The 20,887-nt window shown below is 74.5% G+C and carries 18 protein-coding genes; 10 read left to right on the top strand and 8 right to left on the bottom strand.

Going from position 1 to position 20,887, the window contains the following annotated elements:
• Positions 1 to 23 precede the first annotated feature (23 nt).
• Positions 24 to 782 carry a VOC family protein gene (locus ACZ466_RS43640; protein ID WP_378289123.1) on the bottom strand — a complete coding sequence of 253 codons (759 nt, stop codon included), beginning with the start codon at positions 780 to 782 and terminating at the stop codon, positions 24 to 26.
• 299 nt (positions 783 to 1,081) lie between these two features.
• Between ACZ466_RS43640 and ACZ466_RS43645 the strand changes: the two genes are divergently transcribed.
• The 3 genes from ACZ466_RS43645 (at position 1,082) to ACZ466_RS43655 (ending at position 4,135) form a co-directional block, all read left to right on the top strand.
• Positions 1,082 to 2,680 carry an ABC-F family ATP-binding cassette domain-containing protein gene (locus ACZ466_RS43645; RefSeq protein WP_378289125.1) on the top strand — a complete coding sequence of 533 codons (1,599 nt, stop codon included), beginning with the start codon at positions 1,082 to 1,084 and terminating at the stop codon, positions 2,678 to 2,680.
• Between the two features lie 116 nt (positions 2,681 to 2,796).
• Entirely contained in the window at positions 2,797 to 3,009 is a 213-nt protein-coding gene (locus tag ACZ466_RS43650; RefSeq protein ID WP_012852589.1) for a helix-turn-helix domain-containing protein, read from the top strand.
• 184 nt (positions 3,010 to 3,193) lie between these two features.
• Positions 3,194 to 4,135: an enoyl-CoA hydratase/isomerase family protein gene (locus tag ACZ466_RS43655; protein ID WP_464041923.1), complete on the top strand. Its 942-nt coding sequence runs from the start codon at positions 3,194 to 3,196 to the stop codon at positions 4,133 to 4,135.
• A 42-nt stretch (positions 4,136 to 4,177) separates the two neighbouring features.
• Here ACZ466_RS43655 and ACZ466_RS43660 read toward each other — a convergent pair whose 3' ends face one another.
• On the bottom strand, positions 4,178 to 6,082 hold the full coding sequence (locus tag ACZ466_RS43660) for a Xaa-Pro dipeptidyl-peptidase (protein WP_378285436.1): 1,905 nt from the start codon (positions 6,080 to 6,082) through the stop codon (positions 4,178 to 4,180).
• A gap of 267 nt (positions 6,083 to 6,349) precedes the next feature.
• Here ACZ466_RS43660 and ACZ466_RS43665 point away from each other — a divergent pair, with 267 nt between their 5' ends.
• Both ACZ466_RS43665 and ACZ466_RS43670 read left to right on the top strand, forming a co-directional pair.
• Positions 6,350 to 8,470 carry an ABC transporter ATP-binding protein gene (locus ACZ466_RS43665; protein ID WP_378285443.1) on the top strand — a complete coding sequence of 707 codons (2,121 nt, stop codon included), beginning with the start codon at positions 6,350 to 6,352 and terminating at the stop codon, positions 8,468 to 8,470.
• Positions 8,471 to 8,714: 244 nt separating this feature from the next.
• The gene (locus ACZ466_RS43670) at positions 8,715 to 8,879 is read left to right on the top strand and encodes a hypothetical protein (RefSeq protein ID WP_378285435.1); all 165 of its coding nucleotides are present in this window, start codon (positions 8,715 to 8,717) and stop codon (positions 8,877 to 8,879) included.
• On the opposite strand, the gene ACZ466_RS43675 is transcribed toward ACZ466_RS43670, so the two are convergent.
• Positions 8,842 to 9,984 (bottom strand): sulfotransferase family protein, encoded by a 1,143-nt coding sequence (locus ACZ466_RS43675; protein ID WP_378285434.1) that lies wholly within the window; start codon positions 9,982 to 9,984, stop codon positions 8,842 to 8,844. The two genes, ACZ466_RS43670 and ACZ466_RS43675, sit on opposite strands and share 38 nt — an antisense overlap.
• A gap of 117 nt (positions 9,985 to 10,101) precedes the next feature.
• Between ACZ466_RS43675 and ACZ466_RS43680 the strand changes: the two genes are divergently transcribed.
• The 4 genes from ACZ466_RS43680 (at position 10,102) to ACZ466_RS43695 (ending at position 14,266) form a co-directional block, all read left to right on the top strand.
• Positions 10,102 to 10,866, top strand: a complete 765-nt coding sequence (locus ACZ466_RS43680; RefSeq protein ID WP_378285433.1) for an SIR2 family NAD-dependent protein deacylase — start codon at positions 10,102 to 10,104, stop codon at positions 10,864 to 10,866.
• Positions 10,867 to 11,011: 145 nt separating this feature from the next.
• Positions 11,012 to 12,214 (top strand): S66 peptidase family protein, encoded by a 1,203-nt coding sequence (locus ACZ466_RS43685; protein WP_378285432.1) that lies wholly within the window; start codon positions 11,012 to 11,014, stop codon positions 12,212 to 12,214.
• Positions 12,211 to 13,101, top strand: a complete 891-nt coding sequence (locus ACZ466_RS43690) for a hypothetical protein (RefSeq protein WP_378285431.1) — start codon at positions 12,211 to 12,213, stop codon at positions 13,099 to 13,101. The genes ACZ466_RS43685 and ACZ466_RS43690 overlap by 4 nt, the downstream gene beginning before the upstream one ends.
• 16 nt (positions 13,102 to 13,117) lie before the next feature.
• Complete coding sequence (locus tag ACZ466_RS43695; protein WP_378285430.1) at positions 13,118 to 14,266, top strand: glycerate kinase; 1,149 nt, start codon at positions 13,118 to 13,120, stop codon at positions 14,264 to 14,266.
• A gap of 19 nt (positions 14,267 to 14,285) precedes the next feature.
• On the opposite strand, the gene yczE is transcribed toward ACZ466_RS43695, so the two are convergent.
• Complete coding sequence (yczE, locus tag ACZ466_RS43700) at positions 14,286 to 14,957, bottom strand: membrane protein YczE (RefSeq protein WP_378285429.1); 672 nt, start codon at positions 14,955 to 14,957, stop codon at positions 14,286 to 14,288.
• Positions 14,958 to 15,051: 94 nt separating this feature from the next.
• Between yczE and yczR the strand changes: the two genes are divergently transcribed.
• Positions 15,052 to 16,533 carry a MocR-like transcription factor YczR gene (yczR, locus tag ACZ466_RS43705; protein ID WP_378285428.1) on the top strand — a complete coding sequence of 494 codons (1,482 nt, stop codon included), beginning with the start codon at positions 15,052 to 15,054 and terminating at the stop codon, positions 16,531 to 16,533.
• A 55-nt stretch (positions 16,534 to 16,588) separates the two neighbouring features.
• Here yczR and ACZ466_RS43710 read toward each other — a convergent pair whose 3' ends face one another.
• The 4 genes from ACZ466_RS43710 to ACZ466_RS43725 all read right to left on the bottom strand — a co-directional run bounded on the left by ACZ466_RS43710 (position 16,589) and on the right by ACZ466_RS43725 (position 20,859).
• Entirely contained in the window at positions 16,589 to 17,023 is a 435-nt protein-coding gene (locus ACZ466_RS43710; protein WP_378285427.1) for a CBS domain-containing protein, read from the bottom strand.
• Between the two features lie 134 nt (positions 17,024 to 17,157).
• The gene (locus tag ACZ466_RS43715) at positions 17,158 to 18,942 is read right to left on the bottom strand and encodes an SDR family oxidoreductase (protein ID WP_378285442.1); all 1,785 of its coding nucleotides are present in this window, start codon (positions 18,940 to 18,942) and stop codon (positions 17,158 to 17,160) included.
• Between the two features lie 56 nt (positions 18,943 to 18,998).
• Entirely contained in the window at positions 18,999 to 19,844 is an 846-nt protein-coding gene (locus ACZ466_RS43720) for a M24 family metallopeptidase (RefSeq protein WP_378285426.1), read from the bottom strand.
• A gap of 76 nt (positions 19,845 to 19,920) precedes the next feature.
• Entirely contained in the window at positions 19,921 to 20,859 is a 939-nt protein-coding gene (locus tag ACZ466_RS43725; protein ID WP_378285425.1) for a metal-dependent hydrolase, read from the bottom strand.
• Positions 20,860 to 20,887: the final 28 nt, after the last annotated feature.

A 20,887-nucleotide genomic window follows, 5' to 3' on the forward strand; every position in this document is an offset into this window, starting at 1 on the left:
CCGCACGGCGTGCCCGGCGCCGGCTACATCTCGGACGGCCTTATCAGGTGGAACCTGACGCCGAACGGGTCCTCGGCCGTGCCGATCCGGCCGTAGGGCGTGTCCTGGGGCTCGTCGACGACCGTGCCGCCGAGGTCGCCGACCTTGCGCGCCGCCGCGTCGGGGTCGTCGACGTCGAAGTAGGTGAACCAGCCGGACGAGGCGCCGGGCGAGCCCATGACGCCGCCGATGCTCTGCCCGTCGGGCCGGTGGAGCACGGTGTAGTCCATATCGCCCTGGATCGGCTCCAGCGTGTACTCGAACACCGCCCGGTAGAAGTCGGCGGCCCGTGCCGAGTCCGCGGTCACCAGCTCGTTCCAGACGAACGAGCCGGGCTCGTTCACGATCCGGGACCCGATGTGCGCGCGTCCCTCCCACAGGCCGAACTGGGCGCCCACCGGGTCCTTGAGGATCGCCATCCGGCCCTGGTCCATCACGTCCATGGGCGCCTCGACCGCGCTGCCGCCCGCGTCGGTGACGCGCTTGACGGTGCCGTCGCAGTCGTCGGTGGCGAAGTAGACGTTCCACCAGTAGTCGCCGGTCGGCTCGGGGAGCTGCATGATCCCCGCCACCGGCTCGCCGCGCAGCAGGCAGGCGTGGTAGTGGCCCGCCTCGGGCCCGTAGTCCTGGAACTCCCAGCCGAACAGGCCCCCGTAGAACTCCTTGGCCCGCCCGAGATCGGGGATCCCCAGGTCGAGCCAGGTGGGCGTGCCCACCGGCGGGTTGCTGGTGAGATGGGTCATCGGACGCACACTCCTTCGTGTGGTGGTGCCGTATTCGTGTGGTGCCGCTTCATGTGGCGGCATCATGTGGCGGTGCCGCCATGCGGCGCCGCCGCCGGGCGGCGGCGCGCACGGGCCGGGCGGCCTCGGCATGGCCGGGACCGGCCGCCGGCGTCACGTACACTGATCAGATGGTTTCGTTCCCGAGCTGACCGGCTCCAAGCGCGTCATGATCACGGATCGTGACGCGCTGTTTCGCGTCCGTGCGACCCTCCCGCCGAGCCAGTCCGCCGTGTCCTCCGTCAGGGGAAGCCCTCACCGTGATCATTGCCAACGACATCGAGCTGCGCGCCGGATCCCGGCTGCTGATCGAAGGCGCCGCCTTCCGCGTCAACCCCGGCGACCGGGTGGGGTTCGTCGGCCGCAACGGGGCCGGCAAGACCACCCTCACCAAGGTCCTGGCGGGCGAGGCGCAGCCCGCGCAGGGCAGCGTCACCCGTTCGGGCACGGTCGGCTACCTGCCGCAGGACCCGCGCGGCGTCGACCTCGAGGAACTGGCCCGCGACCGGATCCTGTCGGCGCGCGGCCTGGACGAGGTGATCCGCGACCTGCGCGACGCCGAGGAGCGGATGGCGACCGCGACCGGCGCCGACCGCGACAAGGCCGTGCGCCGGTACGGGCGGCTGGAGGAGCGGCTGCACGTGCTCGGCGGCTACTCCGCCGAGGCCGAGGCCGCCTCGATCGCCTCCAGCCTGGGCCTGCCCGACCGGGTGATGTCCCAGCCCCTGGGCACGCTGTCCGGCGGGCAGCGGCGCCGGGTGGAGCTGGCCCGCATCCTGTTCTCCGGCGCCGACACGCTGCTGCTGGACGAGCCCACCAACCACCTGGACGCCGACTCGATCGTCTGGCTGCGCGACTTCCTGAAGTCCCACCAGGGCGGCCTGGTGGTCATCAGCCACGACGTGGACCTGCTCGACGCCGTGGTCAACCGGATCTTCCATCTGGACGCCAACCGCAGCGTGATCGACATCTACAACGTCGGCTGGAAGAAGTACCTGCAGCAGCGCGAGACCGACGAGCGGCGGCGGCGCCGGGAGTCGGCCAACGCGCAGCGGCAGGCCGGCGCGCTGCTCTCGCAGGCCGACAAGATGCGGGCCAAGGCCACCAAGGCCAAGGCCGCCCAGCAGATGGACCGGCGCGCCCGGCAGCTGCTGGCGGGGGTGGAGGGCGAGCGGAAGGCCGACAAGGTCGCCAAGATCCGCTTTCCCGACCCGGCGCCGTGCGGCAAGACCCCGCTCACCGCGGAGGGTTTGTCGAAATCGTACGGATCTTTGGAGATTTTCACCGATGTTGATCTGGCCGTCGACCGCGGCAGCCGGGTCGTCATCCTGGGCCTGAACGGCGCCGGCAAGACCACGCTGCTGCGGCTGCTGGCCGGGGTCGACAAGCCCGACACCGGCACGGTGGTGGCCGGACACGGCCTGCGCGTCGGCTACTACGCCCAGGAGCACGAGACCCTCGAGGTCGAGCGCTCGGTGCTGGAGAACATGCAGTCGGCCGCGCCCGGCCTCGCGCCCGTCGAGGTGCGCAAGATCCTGGGCTCGTTCCTGTTCACCGGCGACGACGTGGACAAGCCCGCGGGCGTCCTGTCGGGCGGCGAGAAGACCCGGCTCGCGCTGGCAATGCTGGTGGTCTCCAGCGCCAACGTGCTGCTGCTGGACGAGCCCACCAACAACCTCGACCCGGCCAGCCGCGCCGAGATCCTGGCCGCGCTGCGCACCTTCACCGGCGCGATCGTCCTGGTGACCCACGATGAGGGCGCGGTGGGCGCGCTCCGGCCGGAAAGAGTGATTTTGCTGCCCGATGGTGTGGAAGACATCTGGAGTGACGAGTTTGCCGATCTGGTGGCGCTTGCGTGACCTGCAGGACGTCCCACGCAGATCTTTTCTGGTGGAGTGGGTAGCCGAACGCGCGGGAATGACTGATCATGGCGGGGGATAACGCAGCGGTCACCACATCACTACGGGAGGTACTCGTGGCCGAGACCCTTAAGAAGGGCACCCGCGTGACCGGTGCCGAGCGCGACAAGCTGGCGGCGGAACTCAAGAAGAGGTACGACTCCGGCGAGAGCATCCGCGCCCTGGCAGCCGCCACCGGCCGCTCGTACGGGTTCATCCACCGGATTCTCACCGAATCCGGCGTCAACCTGCGCGGTCGCGGCGGCGCGACCCGCGGCAAGAAGTCCTGAAACGGAGGCTTACCACCCCCGGTTGAGCGCACCGCCCGGCCCGCCGTCCCGACCGTCCGAGTAAGGTTCGGTCGCGGCGGCGGGCGGGCCGCGGGGAACCCGGTCCCCGCACCCGCCGCGCGTCCGGCGCGGCCGCGCCGGACGCGGTCGCACCCGATCGATGCGGGCGCGGAAGGGGAACGGGATGGCGGACGACAGGGTCGGGCGGGCACGGCCGGAACCGGCCACGCGTCCGGAGGCGGCGGCGCGGGCCGCCACCTCCGGCGACGCGGCCTACGGATCGGCCGGGGAGGGGCCGGTCCGGGCCGCGGACGGCGTCTCCGGCGAAGGCGTGCCCGGCCGGGGCACGGAGGCCGGGCCCGGCCTGGAGGAGGCGGGGCTCCGCCTCGACGTCGAAGGCCCGGTCGCCACGCTCACGCTGAACCGCCCGGAGCGCCGCAACGCGATGACGTTCGCGATGTGGCACGCGATGGCGGCGGTGGGCCGGAGCCTGCCCGAGGACGTCCGGGTGGTCGTGGTCCGCGGCGCGGGGCCGTCCTTCTCGGCCGGGATCGACCTGGGCATGTTCGCCCCCGGCGGCGAGGGGGAGCGGCGCTTCTCCGGCGGCGCCGACCCGGCCGAGGCCGACCGGTTCATCGCCGGGCTGCAGGAGGGCTTCACCTGGCTGCGCCGTCCCGGCGTCGTGTCGGTCGCGGCGGTGCACGGCCACGCGATCGGCGCCGGGTTCCAGCTGGCGCTGTCCTGCGACATCAGGGTGATCGCCGACGACACGTCGTTCTGCATGAAGGAGCCGGCGCTCGGGCTGGTGCCCGACCTGACCGGCACCAAGCCGCTGGTGGAGATCGTGGGCGTGCCGCGCGCCCTGGAGCTGTGCCTGACCGCCCGCACCGTCGGGGCCGAGGAGGCCGCCCGGCTCGGCCTGGCCGAGATCGTGACGCCCCGCGACGGCCTGGACGCCGCCGTGCGGGGCCTGGTCGACTCCCTGCTGGCGGTGAACGCCGGGGCCGCCGCGGCCACCAAGCGGCTGCTGTGGCAGGCCCCGGAGCGCACGCTGGAGGAGCAGGCGGCGGCCGAACGCCATGAGCAGATCGGCCGCCTCCGCGAGCTCTTCGCCTCCCGGCCCTGAGGCCGACGGATCCCCGTCAGCGGGGCCCGTCGGCCGGGGCCGTCAGCCGAGGGCCTCGCGGCCGCCGGGGGCGAGCGGCAGCCACACCTTGCTGGCGCCCGGCCGGAGGGCGAGCTCCGTCCCGGCCGGGTGGCGGAGCGTGTAGTCGTGGTCGGTGGACAGGACGATCACGCCGAGCCGGTGGCCGGGCTTGACCACGTAGTCGGTGGGCTCGAAGTCCCAGCGGAAGTCGTAGGTCTGCCCGGCCCGGATCGGCTCGGTGCGGGCGGGGCTGTGCCGGTTGCGGGCGTCCAGCCACCCCCGCGTGATGATCTTGAAGGGGGCGGTCTCGGTCCGGTGCCCCAGCCGGGTCGTGCAGCCGTCGTCGCCGGGCACGCCCTGGCCGTAGCAGACCCGCTCACCGGTGTCGTAGCGGGCCCCGGTCGGCCGGGTGTCGGTGCCGTAGTCGACCAGCAGCGCCGTCAGGTACGGCGAGCGGCCGTCCAGGGACGCCCTGACGTCGGCCTTCGGGATGCCGTTGATCCGGACGGGCGCCTTGAGCGGCGGGGTGAGGTAGGCCAGCCGGTTGGGGTCGGCCTGGTCCTGGTTCACCAGGAGCTGCTCGGCGGTACGGGTCCGCCCGGCGTCCACCAGCGACTGCGCGGCGCCGGGGCGCGGGAGGGGCGACAGGGAACCCGGCTGGGCGGCGCCCGCGCCGGCGTTCAGGCTGAGCGGCACGCTGCGGGTGCCGGGGACGGGCCAGTCGCGCGCGGTCTCCCACTGGCCGGGGGCGCGTTCGATGTCGACGCGCGGTTCCCGGGTGACGCCGTTGTCGATGTCGTACAGCCACCGGTCGAACCAGTGGTGCGTCTGCCGCAGCCACTCCTCCAGCCGCCAGCGGAAGGGGGTGGCGTGGTCGGCCTGGTGCAGCCACAGCTTGCGCGGCACGCCCGACTGCTTGAGGGCGTTCCACCACTGCACGGAGTTCTTGACCTTGACGTTCCAGTCGTTGAGGCCGTGCACGACCATGACGGCGGCGCGGACCTTGCGGGCGTCGCCGACGTAGTCGCGCTCGGCCCACACCCTGCTGTAGTCGCCGGTCTCCCGGTCCTGGGTGGCGGTCAGCTCGTCGATCACCGTCCGGCAGACCTCGGGGTCCTTCCGGGTGAGGACGACCTTGGCCAGGATGTCCAGGTCCTCGCCCTGGAAGCCGCCGGGCGCGACGACGCCGCCGTTGGCGCGGTAGTAGTCGTACCAGCTGGAGATGGCGGCGATCGGCACGATCGCCTTCAGCCCCTCGACGCCGCTGGCCGCCGCCATGTTGGGCAGGGTGCCGTTGTAGGACTGCCCGATCATGCCGACGTTCCCGGTGGACCAGCCGGCCGTGACCGGGGTGCCGTCGGGCGCCCAGCCGCGGGCCCGGCCGTTCAGCCAGTCGACGGCGGCCTTGGTGCCGGCCTGCTCGGCGCGGTCGCCGGAGGTCGGGCAGCCGGTGGAGCCGCCGGTGCCGATGCTGTCGAGGTTGGCGACGGCGTAGCCGCGCGGCAGGAAGTAGTTGTCGTAGTAGCCGGGGAAGATCTCGGCGAGATTCCGCTTCGGCGCCGCGCTCTTGCGGGTCTGGGCGCCGTCGACGTCCACGGGGTAGAGCGGGATGTCGTGGGTGCCGGCCCAGTACGGGCTGGGCTCCAGGATGGTCGGCACCTTGAGGCCCCGGTCGGTCTCCTTCGGCCGCATGACGCGCAGCTGGACCCGGTCGCGGACGCCGTCCCGGTCGCTGTCGACGGTGGTCTCGATGCTGACGGTCTGGGTGACCGCCTCGGCGCGGGAGAAGACCGGCTGGGTCTGGCCGTTCTCGACCTTGATCCGCGGCGGCGCGGGGGCCGCCCCGGCGGGCGGCGCGGCGGTGGCGAGCAGCGCGGCGACGAGGGTGATCACGCCGGCGCCGCCTCGTGTGAGACGTCGTGTCACGGGGGCTCCAGGGGGTGATGAGCCTGACGATGTCGATCACTTGTAACCCGCCGGACCGCGGGCGTCCAGCCGGTGGCCCGATATCGACCTTCTTGAGCCGAACGCGTGACCCGGGCGTTACGCCGTGAGCGGAGCGGGGAAGCCCCGGCGGTCGCGGGGCGTTCTGGTCGGCGGACACTGAGATGCTTACTTGATTACGTGCCCCCGGCCGGGGCGCGCGTGTCGATGTGGGCGGTGCCGCAGAGATCTCGGAGGCTGCAAGTGGGGATGCCGGGAATGCCGGGCAACGGCTGGCAGGTGATGGCCTCGTTCCGCCGCGACGGGTCGGTCACGCAGCAGCGGCTGAAGCCCGGGACCGTCAAGCGGATCGCGGGCTACGCCCGCCCGTACGTGCGCGAGCTGGTGCTGTTCCTGGCGCTGAACTCGCTCGGCGCGCTGATCGTGGTCGCCAACCCGCTGCTGCTCAAGGCGATCATCGACCGCGGCATCGTGCCCCAGCGGCACGACCTGGTGGTCTGGCTGGCCGTGGCGGTGGCCGGGCTGGCGCTGCTGGAGGCCGTGCTCGGGCTGGCCCAGCGCTGGTACTCGGCGCGCGTCGGCGAGGGACTGATCTACGACCTGCGCACCCAGGTGTTCGGGCACGTGCAGCGGCAGCCGGTCGCCTTCTTCATGCGGGCGCAGACGGGCTCGCTGGTCAGCCGGCTCAACAACGACGTGATCGGCGCCCAGCGCGCCCTCACCACCACCCTGTCCTCGGTGGTCTCCAACGTGATCAGCCTGGTGCTGGTGCTGATCACGATGATGATCCTGTCCTGGCAGGTCACGCTGATCGCCCTGCTGCTCCTGCCGGTGTTCATCTTCCCGGCCAAGTGGGTCGGCAAGCGGCTGTCGGGCATCAGCCGCGAGCAGATGAAGCTGGACGCGGAGATGAGCTCGCTGATGACCGAGCGCTTCAACGTGGCCGGGGCGATGCTCGCCAAGCTGTACGGCCGCCCCGCCGAGGAGGAGGAGAACTTCTCCCAGCGCGCCGCCCGGGTGCGCGACATCGGCGTGGTCGCCGCGATGTACGGCCGGGTGTTCTTCACCGCGCTCACCCTCGTCGCCGCGCTCGCCACGGCCATGGTGTACGGCGTCGGCGGCTTCCTGGTCGTGGACGGGAACTTCCAGCTCGGCACCCTGGTGGCGCTGGCCACCCTGCTGACCCGGATGTACGGCCCGCTGACCGCGCTGTCCAACGTCCACGTCGACGTGATGACCGCGCTGGTGAGCTTCGACCGGGTGTTCGAGGTCCTCGACCTGAAGCCGCTGATCGCCGACAAGAAGGACGCCCGCGTCCTGGGCGGCCGCGACGGCGCCGCCTCGCCCGGCGGCGACCTGGACGCCCTGGACGGCCGGGGCCGCGCGGACGGCCCGGAGAGCCCGGCGAGCCCGGACGGGCGGTCCGCCTCCGGGACGGGTGGGGCTCCCCACGTCCTCGACGTCGGCGGCGGCGTCGACCTGGGCAAGGGCCACGCGCGCGCGGCCGGGCCCGGGCAGGTGCCGGCGGAGGCCCCCTCGGTGGAGTTCGACGACGTCCAGTTCGCCTACCCCTCCGCCGAGGAGGTGTCGCTGGCCTCGCTGGAGTCGATCGCCCGCACCGACACCGCGCCCGGCCGCGAGGTGCTGCACGGGGTGTCGTTCACGGCCGCGCCGGGGCAGCTGGTCGCGCTGGTCGGGCCGTCCGGCGCGGGCAAGTCGACCATCACCCACCTGGTCTCCCGCCTGTACGACGTGTCGGACGGCGCGGTCCGGATCGGCGGGCAGGACGTCCGCGACGTCACGCTGGAGTCGCTGCGGGCGCAGGTCGGCGTGGTCAGCCAGGACGCCCACCTGTTCCACGACTCGATCCGCGTCAACATGCGCTACGCCCGTCCCGACGCGACCGACGAGGAGATCCTGGCCGCGCTGGAGGCCGCGCAGGTCGGCGAGCTGATCGCGGACATGTCCGAGGGGCTCGACACGGTCGTGGGGGACCGCGGCTACCGGTTGTCGGGCGGCGAGAAGCAGCGGCTGGCGATCGCCCGGCTGCTGCTGAAGGCCCCGTCGGTGGTGGTCCTGGACGAGGCCACCGCGCATCTGGACTCCGAGTCCGAGGCGGCCGTGCAGCGGGCGCTGCGCACCGCGCTGGCGGGCCGCACCTCGCTGGTGATCGCGCACCGGCTGTCGACGATCCGGGAGGCCGACCAGATCCTGGTGATCTCCGGCGGCCGGGTGGCAGAGCGCGGCCGGCACGAGGAACTGCTGCTGGAGGGCGGCCTGTACGCCGAGCTCTACCGGACCCAGTTCGCCCGCCAGGCGGGCGACGGGGACGGCGGCGGGCGGGCCGCGTCCCTGCTTTCCCAGGAGTAACCCCCGGTTTCCGGGGAATCACCCGTGTCCGCGCTTCGGATGCGGTTTCCTTGTCTTTCTTTCGCCGCGCCGGGACGGCAACCCGGCGGCCATCCGCGCGCGTCAGAGTTCAGCACAGAGTGTCAGCGCGGCGCCGGCGTCCGCACGGAGCGTCCCGGCGCGGCGGTCGCCGGTGCGCGCCGCCGTCACCCGCGCGCGGTGGACGACAGGCGGGATCGACATGGAGATGAAGAGGAGCGGCAAAGTGCGTCTGACGATCGGCCCGGTGCCCAGCGCGGCACAGGTGGCCAAGAACGGTCCGGCCCGTTACACGGTCATGCTGGTGGGGCTGGGCGCGGCGGGGGTGGCCATCGGGTGGCTCGGCCCGCGGCTCACGGCCGCTCCGTCCGGGCTGCTGCGCCGGCGCTGAGCGGGTAGCCCAGGCGGCTCAGCTCGGTACCGGCGATCCGTTCGACCTGGGCGAGCTGGCGCGGCGTGAGACGCTCGCGCCAGCCCCCGGCGCCGGCCGGGTCGCGGTCGCCCTTGCGGCCCTCGCCCTTGCGCAGGTCCGCCTTGCGCAGGTCCGTCTTGCGCGGGTCGGCCTTGCGGAGGTCGGGGCGCAGGAAGTCGCCGAGGCGCGCCTCGGGCCTGCGCAGCTCGGCCCGGCGCGGTTCGGCCCGGCGCGGTTCGGCCCGGCGCGGTTCGCCGCCGCGGGCCCCGGCCTCGCGGGCCAGGTTGGTCAGGGCGAGCTTGGAGATCTGCGAGCCCAGGTACTCCGACACCTCGTCGGAGACCTGGCCCGGCCGCCGCACCAGGTCCTCGTACCGGACGGTCAGCAGCTGCTCCTCGGGCGTCTGGGCCCGCAGCCTGGCGCTGAGCCGCACCGAGCCGCGCCAGCGCAGCGCGCACTTGACCGCGGCGGCCGCGCGGGGCCAGCGGGCGCGCTCCATGACCTCCTCCACGCCCAGGAACGGGTTGGGGAACACCTCGTCGAGGTTGGTCAGGCCGGGCTTGAACCAGGCCATGCAGCGCTCGTCGTCGAGCATGTCGGCGACCACGTCCCGGCCGTCGCGGATCACCTGGACCAGCTGGGCGTCGGGGAAGGCGTCCAGCAGCACGTCCGCGCTGTAGATCAGGTCGGGGGAGGCGTCGGCGAAGCGGTCGACGCCGCGCGGCTCCGCGCACGGGCCGGACTCGGGGTCGCCGCCCTCCGGCAGCGGGCGCAGCCCGGCCGCCTCCCAGCATTCGGCCGGGCACTCGGCGCAGCCGCGCCCGGAGATCTGCCAGGCCTCGGCGTAGGCATCGCGCAGGACCCGGGCGGCGCCGCGGCCGCGGTCGGAGGCGATCGACGGCCGCCGCGCGAACGCGTAGGTCACCCGGAGCACGCCGGGCCGCCCGACCGTCAGATGGAAGCCGGCGGAGCGCTTCACGGCGCGGGCCAGCAGATCGGCACCGGAGTGCGGCGAGCCCAGCACGAACACCGGGCGCCGGACCTTGGTCCCGTTGATCACCAGGATGTGCGGCGTTGCCTTCATACCACCGCCCAGTCTCTCACTTCGGCGCGGGCCCGGGTTCCGGGCGTCTCCTGTCCTCCCCGTAGCCTGCCAGGATAATCAGTCCAGAATGGGGCGTTCCGGTCCTAGCCTGTGACCATGAGCGCAACCACCCTGGCCGGCTGGCTGCCGGAGTCGGGCATGATCACCGTACTCACCGGAGCCGGAATCAGCACCGACAGCGGGATACCCGACTTCCGCGGGCCCCAGGGCGTCTGGACCAAGGACCCCACCGCCGAGGCCATGTCCACGATCGGCACGTACCTGGCCGACCCCGAGGTCAGGCGGCGCGCCTGGCGGTCCCGCCGCGACCACGCCGCCTGGGACGCCGAGCCCAACGCCGCGCACGCCGCGCTGGTCGACCTGGAGCGCGCCGGCCGGCTGCGCGCCCTGATCACCCAGAACATCGACGGGCTGCACCAGCGCGCCGGATCGGGCGAGTCGGCGGTGATCGAGATCCACGGCACCATGCGCGAGGCCGAGTGCCTGTCCTGCGGGCTGCGCACCCCGATGCCCGAGGTGCTGGCCCGGGTGGACGCGGGCGAGGAGGACCCGCCCTGCCCCGACTGCGGCGGCATCCAGAAGTCGGCGACGATCTCGTTCGGGCAGGCGCTGAAGGAGGACGTGCTGGACGCGGCGCTGCGGGCCGCCCGCTCCTGCGGGCTGTTCCTGGCCGTGGGCACCTCGCTGACCGTCCAGCCGGCGGCGGGGCTGTGCCTGGAGGCGGTGGAGACCGGCGCCCGGCTGGTGATCGTCAACGCCGAGCCCACGCCCTACGACGAGCTGGCCGACGCGGTGCTGCGCAGGCCGATCGGCGAGACGCTGCCGCGGCTGGTCGCCCTCGCCCTCGGCTCCGCGCCGTGACGGTCCGTGCCGCGACGGCGACCGGAGGCCGCCCCGGCGTGGGGAGGGCCACGCTTTGTCGCCGGGTCGTGACCGGCGCCCTCTTCCCCTCGGGGCTCAATCCTGACAAGCTCTATCCGTTGCGGAGCGAGGAGGGATCGGGTTGGTGAGCGGGGTCGCCCGCGCGGGGGCAGAGGACGACCGCCGGAGCGTGTCCGACCGGCCACTTGACCGTACCTCCGATCGCCTGTCCGGATCGGACGGCGACGGGGAGCGCGATCCGGGCCTCGATCCCGGCGACGAACCGGGCCGGGCGCCCGCCTCCGGGCCCCGGCGCTTCGCCCGGCTCCGCCCGGGTGACCGAGTGGTCGTGATCGCTCCCAGCGGACCCGTGGACCCCGATCGGCTCGAGGCCGGCCGCGCGGTGCTGTCCGGGCTCGGCCTGGAGGTGACGGTGGCCCCGCACGCGCTCGACCGCACCGGCCTGGCCGGACCGGCGCGCGAGGGCTGGCAGCGGCTGGCCGGCGGCGACGCCGACCGGGCCGCCGACCTGCGGGCCGCCTGGTGCGACCCCGGCGTGCGCGCCGTGCTGTGCGCCCGCGGCGGCTACGGCGCGACCCGCCTCCTGGGCCTGCTGGACTGGGACGCGATGGCGGCGGCGGGCCGAGGGACCGCTCCAAAGATCCTGCACGGCTCCAGCGACGTCACCGCGCTGCACGTGGCCTTCGGGGCGCGGCTGGGCGTCACCACCTCCTTTGGGCCGATGCCCGCGGGCGAGGTGTTCGCGGGCGGCCGCGGCGAGGACCGCGACCGCTCCCTGGAGCACTTCCGGAAGGTCCTGTTCGCCCCGGACGCCGGCGACGCCCCCCAGACCTCCGGCGGTGCCGCGCACGGCGCCGAAGAGGGGCCCAGGCGCCCCGCGGCGGGCCGGGGGAGCGGCGAGGTGACCGGCACCCGCGCCCTGCGGCCCGGACGCGCCGAGGGCCTCCTCACGGGCGGCACCCTGTCGCTGCTCACCGCGCTCCTGGGCACCCCCGACCACCCGCCGCCCGCCGCCGGCCGGATCGTCTTCCTGGAGGACGTCTCCGAGGCCCCCTACCGCATCGACCGGATGCTCACCCAGCTGCTGCGGTCGGGCTGGCTGGACGGCGCGGCCGGGATCGCGCTGGGCACCTGGACCGGCTGCGGCGACCCCGCCGAGGTCGAGGCCGTCCTGGCCGGGCGGCTGGCGCCGCTCGGCGTGCCGATCCTGGCCGGGCTCCCCGCGGGGCACGGGCCGTGCCAGCTGACCCTGGAGCTGGGCGCCCCCCACCGGCTCGACACCGGCGCGCTGACCCTGGCCGCCGCGCCTCAGGGAGGTGTGCGATGAGCGGGCGGCACGCCCGTCCCGACCCCTCGGACGACGGCACCCTGGACTCCCTCCTGGTGCTGGTCGCCGAGAGCCTGGGCTACGCGTCCCGGCGGGTCCCCGGGGACGTCATGCTGCTGGAGGGCGCCAACCGCCTGCACGTCAGCATGCGCAACCTGCGCCAGCTGGCCCGGCTGGTGCCCCGCGACGACTGGCCGGCGCTGGTCTCCGACCACGTCACCACGATCGTGACCGCGATCGAGGAGCCCCTCGACCTCAGCGACTTCGACCTGGCCCAGCACCTGCTGCGCACCCGCATCTACCCGGCCGAGGCCGACAACGGCGTGCTCGCCGCACGGCCGTTCGCGCCCGGGCTGATCGAGGTGGTGGTCGTCGACACGCCCACCACCGTCCGCACCGTCACCACCGACGAGATGGAGGGCTGGCCGGTCTCGGGCGACGCGCTGTTCATGCTGGGCCGCGCCAACGTCCGCGCCGACGGGCCGCTGCAGCTGGAGGAGCAGGACGTGGGCGGCGTCCGGGTGGCGGCCCTGCACGGCTGGACGTTCTACGCCGTCACCCATCTGGCCTGGCTGGAGGAGTACCTGCCGATCGGCCCGTACGGCGCGCTGGTGATCGCCCCCAACCGCAGCCTCATCGTCGCCCACCCCATCCAGCCCGCCGAGGGCGGCCCCCGCGCCCGCTACCGCGCGGCCGTCGCCGCGGCCAAGGAGCTGCAGAGCCAGGCCCACACCGCCTACGAGGAGGGGCCCGGGTCGCTGAGCCCGCACCTGTACTGGTGGCGGGCGGGCGAGATGACCCTGCTGGAGACCAGGTACGAGGACGACGCGCTGGTGCTGCCCGCCGACTTCGCCTCGGTCCTCACCACGCTGACCGCCGAGCCGTGACCGGATGGAGCCTTCGTTGAACCGGGAGTCCCGTCCGCCGCGGATCGTCGTGGCGCCCGACTCGTTCAAGGGCAGCCTCGGCGCCGTCGAGGTGTGCGCCGCCGTGGAGGCGGGCGTGCGCCGCGCCTACCCCGACGCCGACGTGACGTCCGTGCCGATGGCCGACGGCGGCGAGGGCACCCTGGACTGCTTCCTCAGCGTCCTGGGCGGCCAGGAGCTGGTGCTGACCGCCCAAGATCCGCTGGGCCGCCCGGTCCGGGCCCGCTACGCCCTGTCCGCGCACGGCGACGCGGCGGTGGTGGAGCTGGCCTCGGCGTCCGGGCTGCCGCTGCTCGCCGACTCGGGCCTGGACGCGCTGCGCGCCGACACCGCCGGGACCGGCGAGCTGATCGCCGACGCGGTCGGGCACGGCGCCCGGGAGATCCTGGTCTGCATCGGCGGCAGCGCCAGCACCGACGGCGGCACCGGACTGCTGCGCGCCCTCGGGGTGCGCTTCCTGGACTCGGCCGGCAAGGAGCTGCCGCCGGGCGGCGGAGCCCTCGCCCGGCTCGCCGCGATCGACGACAGCGGCCTGTCCAAGGAGGTCCGGGAGACCCGGTTCCGGGTGGCCTGCGACGTGACCAACCCGTTCGTCGGGCCGCGCGGCGCGGCCGAGGTCTTCGGCCCGCAGAAGGGCGCCACGCCCGAGCAGGTCGCCGCGCTGGACGCCGCGCTGACCCGGCTCGCCGACGTCCTCGCCGAGCACACCGGCGTCCGGGTGCACGACCTGCCCGGCGCGGGCGCGGCCGGGGGCACCTGCGGCGGGCTGGTGGCGCTGCTCGGGGCCGAGCCCGCCCGCGGCGCCGACCTGGTGGCCGACACCGTGGGCCTGCCCGCCGCGCTGGACGGCGCCGACCTGGTGATCACCGGTGAGGGCCGGGTGGACGGCCAGAGCGCCGGCGGCAAGGCGGTCTCCGTGGTGGCCGCGCTGTCCCGCGAGCGGGGCGTGCCGGCGGTGGCGCTGGCCGGGAGCGTCGCCGGGCCCTTCGACGAACTGCACGCGCTCGGCCTCACCGCCGCCTTCAGCCTGGCCGACGGGGCCCGCACCCTGGACGAGCTGACCGGCTCCGCCGACCGGCTGCTGGCCGACCTGGCCGAGCAGGTCGTCCGGCTCCGCCTGGCCTGACCGGCGGAGCGGCCGGCCGTCAGGGGCGGGCGGCCTCCGGCTCGGGACGGGGCTCGGATCGGGGGCCGGGCCCGGGTTCGGCGTCCGGCTCGCCCGCGGGCGCCGCCTTCGGGTCCTTGATCTCCAGCATCGGCAGGAACACGTGCGACAGCGGGCCGATCGCGACCGCGTACAGCAGCGTCCCGATCCCGACCGTGCCGCCCAGCAGCCAGCCGGCGGCCAGGACGGTCAGCTCGATGGCGGTGCGGACGACCCGGACCGAGCGCCCGCGCGCGGCCAGCCCGGTCATCAGGCCGTCCCGCGGTCCCGGGCCCAGCCCGGCGCCGATGTAGCAGCCGGTGGCGACGCCGCCCGCCAGGATCCCGGCGGCCAGGTACGCCCAGCGCGCGGCCGCCGCCCCCGGGTCGGGGAGCAGCCACAGGAACAGGTCGGCGAACAGGCCGACCAGCACGACGTTGCTGATCGTGCCCAGGCCGGGGCGCTGCCGCAGCGGGATCCAGAACAGCATCACCAGCGCGCCCACGATGATGATCCACGCGCCGATGGACAGCCCGAACCGCCGGGACAGGCCCTGGTGGAACACGTCCCACGGGTCGTTGCCCAGCGTGGAGGCCACCTGCAGCGCGATGCCGAGCCCGTACAGGGCCAATCCCGCGTACAGCTGCACCAGCCTGCGTGCCATCAGGGCCATTTTCGCGAACCCTCCCAAGATCCACCGATGATGATGGCCAGTCTCGCCGCCGGTGGCCTGGTGATTGAAGGGCCAATGTGGAAAAGTGGCCTTTATGGGGACGCGTTACGTGGGCGGGTCGCAGCTGGCCCGGATGCTGGGGGACGTGCCGCAGGAGCGGCCGTACTACGCCGCGCTGGCCCGGGCGGTGCGCGCGCTGGTGCTGGACGGGCGGCTGGCGCTGCGCACCCGCCTGCCCGCCGAGCGCGACCTGGCCGCGGCCCTCGGGGTCAGCCGCACGACGGTGACGGCGGCCTACGACCGGCTGCGCGAGGAAGGGTACGTCGAGAGCCGGCAGGGCGCGGGCAGCTGGACGGCGCTGCCGCCCACCACCATGTCCGCGCTCGCCCCCCGCCCGGCGCCGGTGCGGACCGGCGCGGCGGACGGGCGGTTCGGGATGGCGCACGCGCCCGCCGACGTGCCCGGCTTCATCGACCTGGGCTGCGCGACCCCGGGCGCGCCGGCGATCTTCGAGGAGGCCGTCGCCGCCGCGGTCGCCGAACTGCCGCGCTACAGCTCCGGCCCCGGGTACGAGCCCGCCGGGCTGGCCGGCCTGCGCGAGGTCATCGCGGCCCGCTACGCCGAGCACGGCGTCCCGACCCGGCCCGACCAGATCGTGGTCACCACCGGCGCGCAGCACGCGTTCACCCTCCTCACCCAGACCATGGTCGAGGCGGGCGCGCCGGTCATGGTCGAGCGTCCCACCTACCCGCACGCGCTGGGCGCGCTGCGCAGGCTCGGCGCCCGGCTGGTGCCGGTCGGGGTGAACGAGGGCTGGGACGTGGAGCTCATCGCCGGGAGCATGCGGCAGGCGGCGGTGGGCCTGGCCTACACCGTCCCCGACTTCCACAACCCCACCGGCCTGCTGATGGGGGCGGAGGACCGGGCCGCGCTCGTCGGCGCGGCGCGCCGCGCCGACACGCTGCTGGTCGCCGACGAGACCTTCGCCGAGGTGGCGCTGGACCCGGCCGCGCCCCGGACGCCGCCGATGGCCGCGTTCGACACCGGCGGGCGGGTGGTCAGCATCGGCTCGGCGTCCAAGCTGATGTGGGGCGGGCTGCGGGTCGGGTGGATCCGGACGACGGCGCCGCTGGCCCGCCGGCTGACCGTGGCGCGGGAGCCGATGGACCTCGCCGGCCCGGTCATCGACCAGCTGATCGTGCGGGAACTGCTGCTGCGGGTGGAGGAGGTCCGCGCGGAACGGGCGGCCGGCCTGGCGCTCCGCCGGGACGCGCTGGCCGCGGCGCTGCGCGACCGGCTGCCCGGCTGGGAGTTCGGGCTGCCCGAGGGCGGCATGTCGCTGTGGGCACGGATGGACGCCCCGGTGGCGACGGCGCTCGCCGAGGCGGCCGAGCGGCTGGGCGTGCGGGTGGTGCCCGGGCCGGTGTTCGGCGCCGACGGCGTCCTGGAGGACCGCGTGCGGCTGCCCTACGTCCTGCCTCCGGACACGCTGCGGGAGGCCGTCGACCGCCTGGCGGTGGCCTACCGGGAGGTCCGGTCGGCCCCGCCGGCGCGCCCGCTGCCCGCCTACGTCTGACCCCGGCCCCCTCGGCGGGGGCCGGGGTCAGCGCCGAGGGCGGCGTACGCGCCGGTCAGGGGGCGCGCTGGATGTAGTCGACCAGGTACTCGCGCTCGCTCTCCAGCTCGTCGATCGCGCTCTTGACCACGTCGCCGATGCTGACGATCCCGGCCAGCCGCCCGTCCTCCACCACGGGCAGGTGCCGGATCCGGTGCTCGGTCATGGTGCGGCGCAGATCGTCCACGTCGGCGCCCGGTTCGCAGGTCCGCACCTGCGCGGTCATGATCGTCGAGACCGGGCGGCCGAGCAGGTCGGCGCCGTGCTCGTGCAGCCGGCGGACCACGTCCCGCTCGGAGGCGATGCCGGCGATGGTGGCGCCGTCGGGGGAGACGACGACGGCGCCGATGTTGTGCTCGGCCAGGGCGGCCAGCAGGTCTCGTACGGTGGCGTCGGGACGCACGGTGGCCACCGTCGTCCCCTTTCTGCGTAGAAGGTCGCGGATCCGCATGTGCTCACGCTCCGGTGCCGGTTCGGACGCCAGCCCGGGTGGGGACCGCGGTGGGCCGTGCGCCGGGCTCCTGTTGCCAAAATGGCACGTTCGGCCGGGCGGGAAAACCCCTTCGCGGTAAACGACCTCGCCGATCAGCCGAGGTCGAGCCGCGCGAACAGCCGCATCAGCCCCGGTGACAGCCGCGCGCCGGCCCGTCCGAGCCAGGCCTCGGCGGTGACCGGGACGACCGCCCGGTCGTCGCGCACCGCGGCGACGATCCGCTCCGCGACGCCCTCGGGGCCGAAGCCGCGCAGCGCGTACGCGCGGGCCGCCCGCCGCCGGCTCGCGGCCTGCTCCTCCTCGCCGAGGCCCACGAACGCCGACGTGCGGGTGATGTCGGTGTCGACCACCCCCGGGCAGATCGCGCTGACGCCGATGCCCTTGCCCGCCAGCTCCGCCCGCAGGCACTCCGACAGCATCAGCACCGCCGCCTTGGTGGTGGCGTAGGCGGGCAGGGTGCGCGAGGGCGTGTACGCGGCGGCCGAGGCGGTGTTGACGATGTGGCCCCCCTGCCCCCGCTCGGCCATCTGCGCGGCGAACAGCCGGGAGCCGTGGATGACGCCCCACAGGTTGACGTCCAGGACGCGCTTCCAGTCCTCCACCGAGTGGTCGAGGAAGGACCCGGCCATGCCGATCCCGGCGTTGTTGACCACCACCTCGGGGACGCCGTGCTCGTGCAGGACGGACTTGGCGAAGTCCTCCATCGCCTCGCCGTCGGCCACGTCGATCCGGTACGCGTGCCCGGCCGGGCCGACCAGCGCGGCCAGTTCGGCGGTGCGCTGGGCGGTGGCCGGGTCCAGGTCGGCGGCGACGACCTCGGCGCCGCGCTCGGCGAACGCCAGCGCGGTGGCCCGGCCGATGCCGCTGCCCGCGCCGGTGACGACCACCAGGGCGCCCTCGAACGGCCGCCGGCCCCGGCGGACCCGGGCGCGGCGCAGCGCGCGCTCCTCGGCGGCGGTGAGCGGCCCGCCGGCGACCCCGGTGATGTGCTCGGTGATCCAGGCGGCGACGGCGCGGGGGCGGGAGCGCGGTACCCAGTGCCCGGCGGCGACGGTCCGCAGCGACAGGTTCGGGACGCGCTCGCCCAGCCCGCGCACCAGGTGCGGGGAGACGAACAGGTCCCGCGTCGGCACGATCACCTGCGTCGGCACGTCGGTGCGGCGGTCGCGGGGGCGGCGCAGCCGGCCCGGCATGTTGGCCCGGTAGAGGCCGACGCCGGCCGCGCCGTCGCGCGGCAGCGTGCGGGCCGGATGCCCGGGACGGGGCGCGATCCCCTCGCCGATCTCCAGCGCGCGGGCGAACGCCCGGGTCATGCCCGTCCGCCACAGCGCCTCGGGCAGCAGCGGGGTCTGGAAGAAGTAGATGTACCAGGACCGCAGGCCCTGCCCGGCGGCCTGCCGGACGCTGCGCGGCGTGGGCCTGGTCAGGTTGCGGCGGGTCAGGTGGCCCACGTGGTCCAGGCAGGGGCCGGAGATCGAGGTGAAGGAGGCGAACCGGTCCGGCATCGTGCAGACCGCCTCCCAGCCCTGGATGGAGCCCCAGTCGTGGCCGACCAGGTGGACCGGAGCCGGCCCGCGGGCGGTCGCCTCCAGGACCGCCCGCAGGTCGGCCATCAGGTGCTCGAAGGCGTAGTGCCGGCGGCCGAACGGGCGGGACGACGCCCCGGCGCCGCGCACGTCGTACCGGACCACGTGGAAGCGCCCGGCGAGTTCGGCGGCCACCTCGTCCCAGACGGCGTGGGTGTCGGGGTAGCCGTGCAGCAGCAGCACGGTCGGCCGGGACGGGTCGCCCTGCTCGTAGACCGCGAGATCGACCCCGTCGCCGCGGACCCGCCGCCGGGTGACCCCGGTCCCGCCCGTGCCCGGCTCTCCGCCCATGCCCATGCCCTCTTCCTCGCTCGTGCCCTGTCCTGCGCCCATGCCCCGCCGCCCGCTCACGCCTCCGCCGTCCCGGCGGCCCACCGGTGGACGTGCGGGAGGTCGTCGTCGAGCCAGTACGCGTCGTCCTCGGTGACCACGAGGATCTCCTCGAACTTCACGCCCACGCCGCGGAAGCCGATGTGCGGCTCCACCGCCCACAGGCCCGGCGTCGGAGGGTGCCGGGACCGGGCGGACCCGTTCCACAGCGGGGAGCGCCCCTCCAGCCGCTCCCTGACCAGCTCGCGGCCGATGGTCTGCAGGAAGCGCACCCCGAAGGGGAACGCCACGCGCCTGGGCAGGGGACCGCCGAGGACGCCGACCTGGTGGCCGATGACGCGGCCGGGGTACTCGCGGTGCCGGTTCCGGTACCCCTGGCGCTCGATGAGGGCGTCCACCTCGGCGTAGATGTCGGCGAAGGCGCGCCGTTCCCGGACCAGCCGGAGGATGAGGGAGCGGTAGCCGGCCAGGTCGGCGTCGAGCCGCTCCCAGATCCGGTTGGTGCCCAGGACGCCCGCGTATCCGATGTCGGCGGAGTAGCCGTCCTTCACCGGCGCCATGTCGAGAATGTACGGCATGCCCTCCCGGAGGCGGGCGCCGCTCGGCAGGAACTGCGTCGGGACCCGGAAGCCGCGGAAGGCGCTCCGGTCGCCGAACCAGGCGAACGGGGTGTGCAGCCAGTCGTCCACGCCGCGCTCGCGCAGCCAGCGCCGCATGCGGCGGCACACCTCGCGCTCGGTGACGCCGGGTTCCAGCGTGCCGGCGATCTCGGCGGCGCACCGGTAGCTGAGCCGCTGGACCTCCCGGAACCGCTCGAGCTCCGCGGGGTCGTGGGGGCGGGCGAGCGCGACTTTATTGGACACGCTGTTAATTAATCGCCCGCATCCCTTCCGGTCAAGTCGCCCCTCCCGTGAATCTCGCCACGCCGGTGCGGGACGGTCAGTACGGGTCGTAGCCGGCGGCGCGCGCGGCGGGGGAGCGCATCAGGTAGTCCAGCGCCTGCGGCGTGGAGCAGATCTTGGACGGGTGGTGCCCGGGCCGCAGGTACACCGGGGCCTCGCCCAGCAGCAGCCGGAAGACGCCCGGGACGTGGCCCCTGCGGACCGAGCGCCGGTACGCCCGCAGGAAGCGCGGCAGCGTCACCCTGCCCTTGACCAGCGGGTCCTGCCTGAGCAGGAACAGCGAGCCGCCGATCAGGGCCCAGTACAGGAAGAACAGCGAGACCACCCAGGCCGCGACGCGCATCAGGTAGCCGCCGCCCATCGCCTTGTAGACGTCGAAGACGACCGAGCGGTGCTCCACCTCCTCGGCGCCGTGCCAGCGCAGCAGGTCCAGCATGGTCGGGTCGACCCCGGCCTCGTCCAGCCGGCGGTTGTCCATGATCCACTGGCCGAGCACGGCGGTGTAGTGCTCGATCGAGGCGACGGCCGCCAGCTCGAACCGCAGCCGCCGCCGCCACCGGCGCGGCGAGCGTTCCTTCAGCGCGGCCATCCGCGCGGGCCGCTCGGTGTTGCCCTGCCCGGCCGGTCCGGTGATCCTGGTGACGTCGATCCCGCCGGCCTCCAGGAGCCGGTCCAGCACGCCCTGGTGGGAGCGGGCGTGCACCATCTCCTGGCCGATGAACCCCTTGATCTCCGCCAGCAGGCGCTCGTCCCGGATGTGCGGGCGGGCGTCCTTGACGCACTGGATGAACCACTTCTCGCCCTCGGGCAGGACGATGTGGAAGCTGTTGATGATGTGGGTGGCGACCGGGTCGCCGGGCACCCAGTGCAGCGGCGTCTTCGACCAGTCGAACGCCACCCGGCGGGTCCTGATGGGCGGGTGCCGTTCGTCGAGCCCGGGCGCCGCGGTCGTGCCCGGCGCCGATGGCGTGGCCATGCCCTCTCCTCGCGTTGTCGTCGGGGTC

This window comes from Actinomadura rugatobispora (assembly GCF_055379765.1).

What these genes read in the sequence shown, in the direction of transcription:
- ACZ466_RS43655 (WP_464041923.1), top strand. Translation starts at nt 3,194, where the DNA reads ATGGCGGACGACAGGGTCGGGCGGGCACGGCCGGAACCGGCCACGCGT.
- yczE (WP_378285429.1), bottom strand. Translation starts at nt 14,957, where the DNA reads ATGGCCCTGATGGCACGCAGGCTGGTGCAGCTGTACGCGGGATTGGCC.
- ACZ466_RS43665 (WP_378285443.1), top strand. Translation starts at nt 6,350, where the DNA reads ATGCCGGGAATGCCGGGCAACGGCTGGCAGGTGATGGCCTCGTTCCGC.
- ACZ466_RS43725 (WP_378285425.1), bottom strand. Translation starts at nt 20,859, where the DNA reads ATGGCCACGCCATCGGCGCCGGGCACGACCGCGGCGCCCGGGCTCGAC.
- ACZ466_RS43640 (WP_378289123.1), bottom strand. Translation starts at nt 782, where the DNA reads ATGACCCATCTCACCAGCAACCCGCCGGTGGGCACGCCCACCTGGCTC.
- yczR (WP_378285428.1), top strand. Translation starts at nt 15,052, where the DNA reads ATGGGGACGCGTTACGTGGGCGGGTCGCAGCTGGCCCGGATGCTGGGG.
- ACZ466_RS43715 (WP_378285442.1), bottom strand. Translation starts at nt 18,942, where the DNA reads ATGGGCGGAGAGCCGGGCACGGGCGGGACCGGGGTCACCCGGCGGCGG.
- ACZ466_RS43680 (WP_378285433.1), top strand. Translation starts at nt 10,102, where the DNA reads ATGAGCGCAACCACCCTGGCCGGCTGGCTGCCGGAGTCGGGCATGATC.
- ACZ466_RS43710 (WP_378285427.1), bottom strand. Translation starts at nt 17,023, where the DNA reads ATGCGGATCCGCGACCTTCTACGCAGAAAGGGGACGACGGTGGCCACC.
- ACZ466_RS43690 (WP_378285431.1), top strand. Translation starts at nt 12,211, where the DNA reads ATGAGCGGGCGGCACGCCCGTCCCGACCCCTCGGACGACGGCACCCTG.
- ACZ466_RS43675 (WP_378285434.1), bottom strand. Translation starts at nt 9,984, where the DNA reads ATGAAGGCAACGCCGCACATCCTGGTGATCAACGGGACCAAGGTCCGG.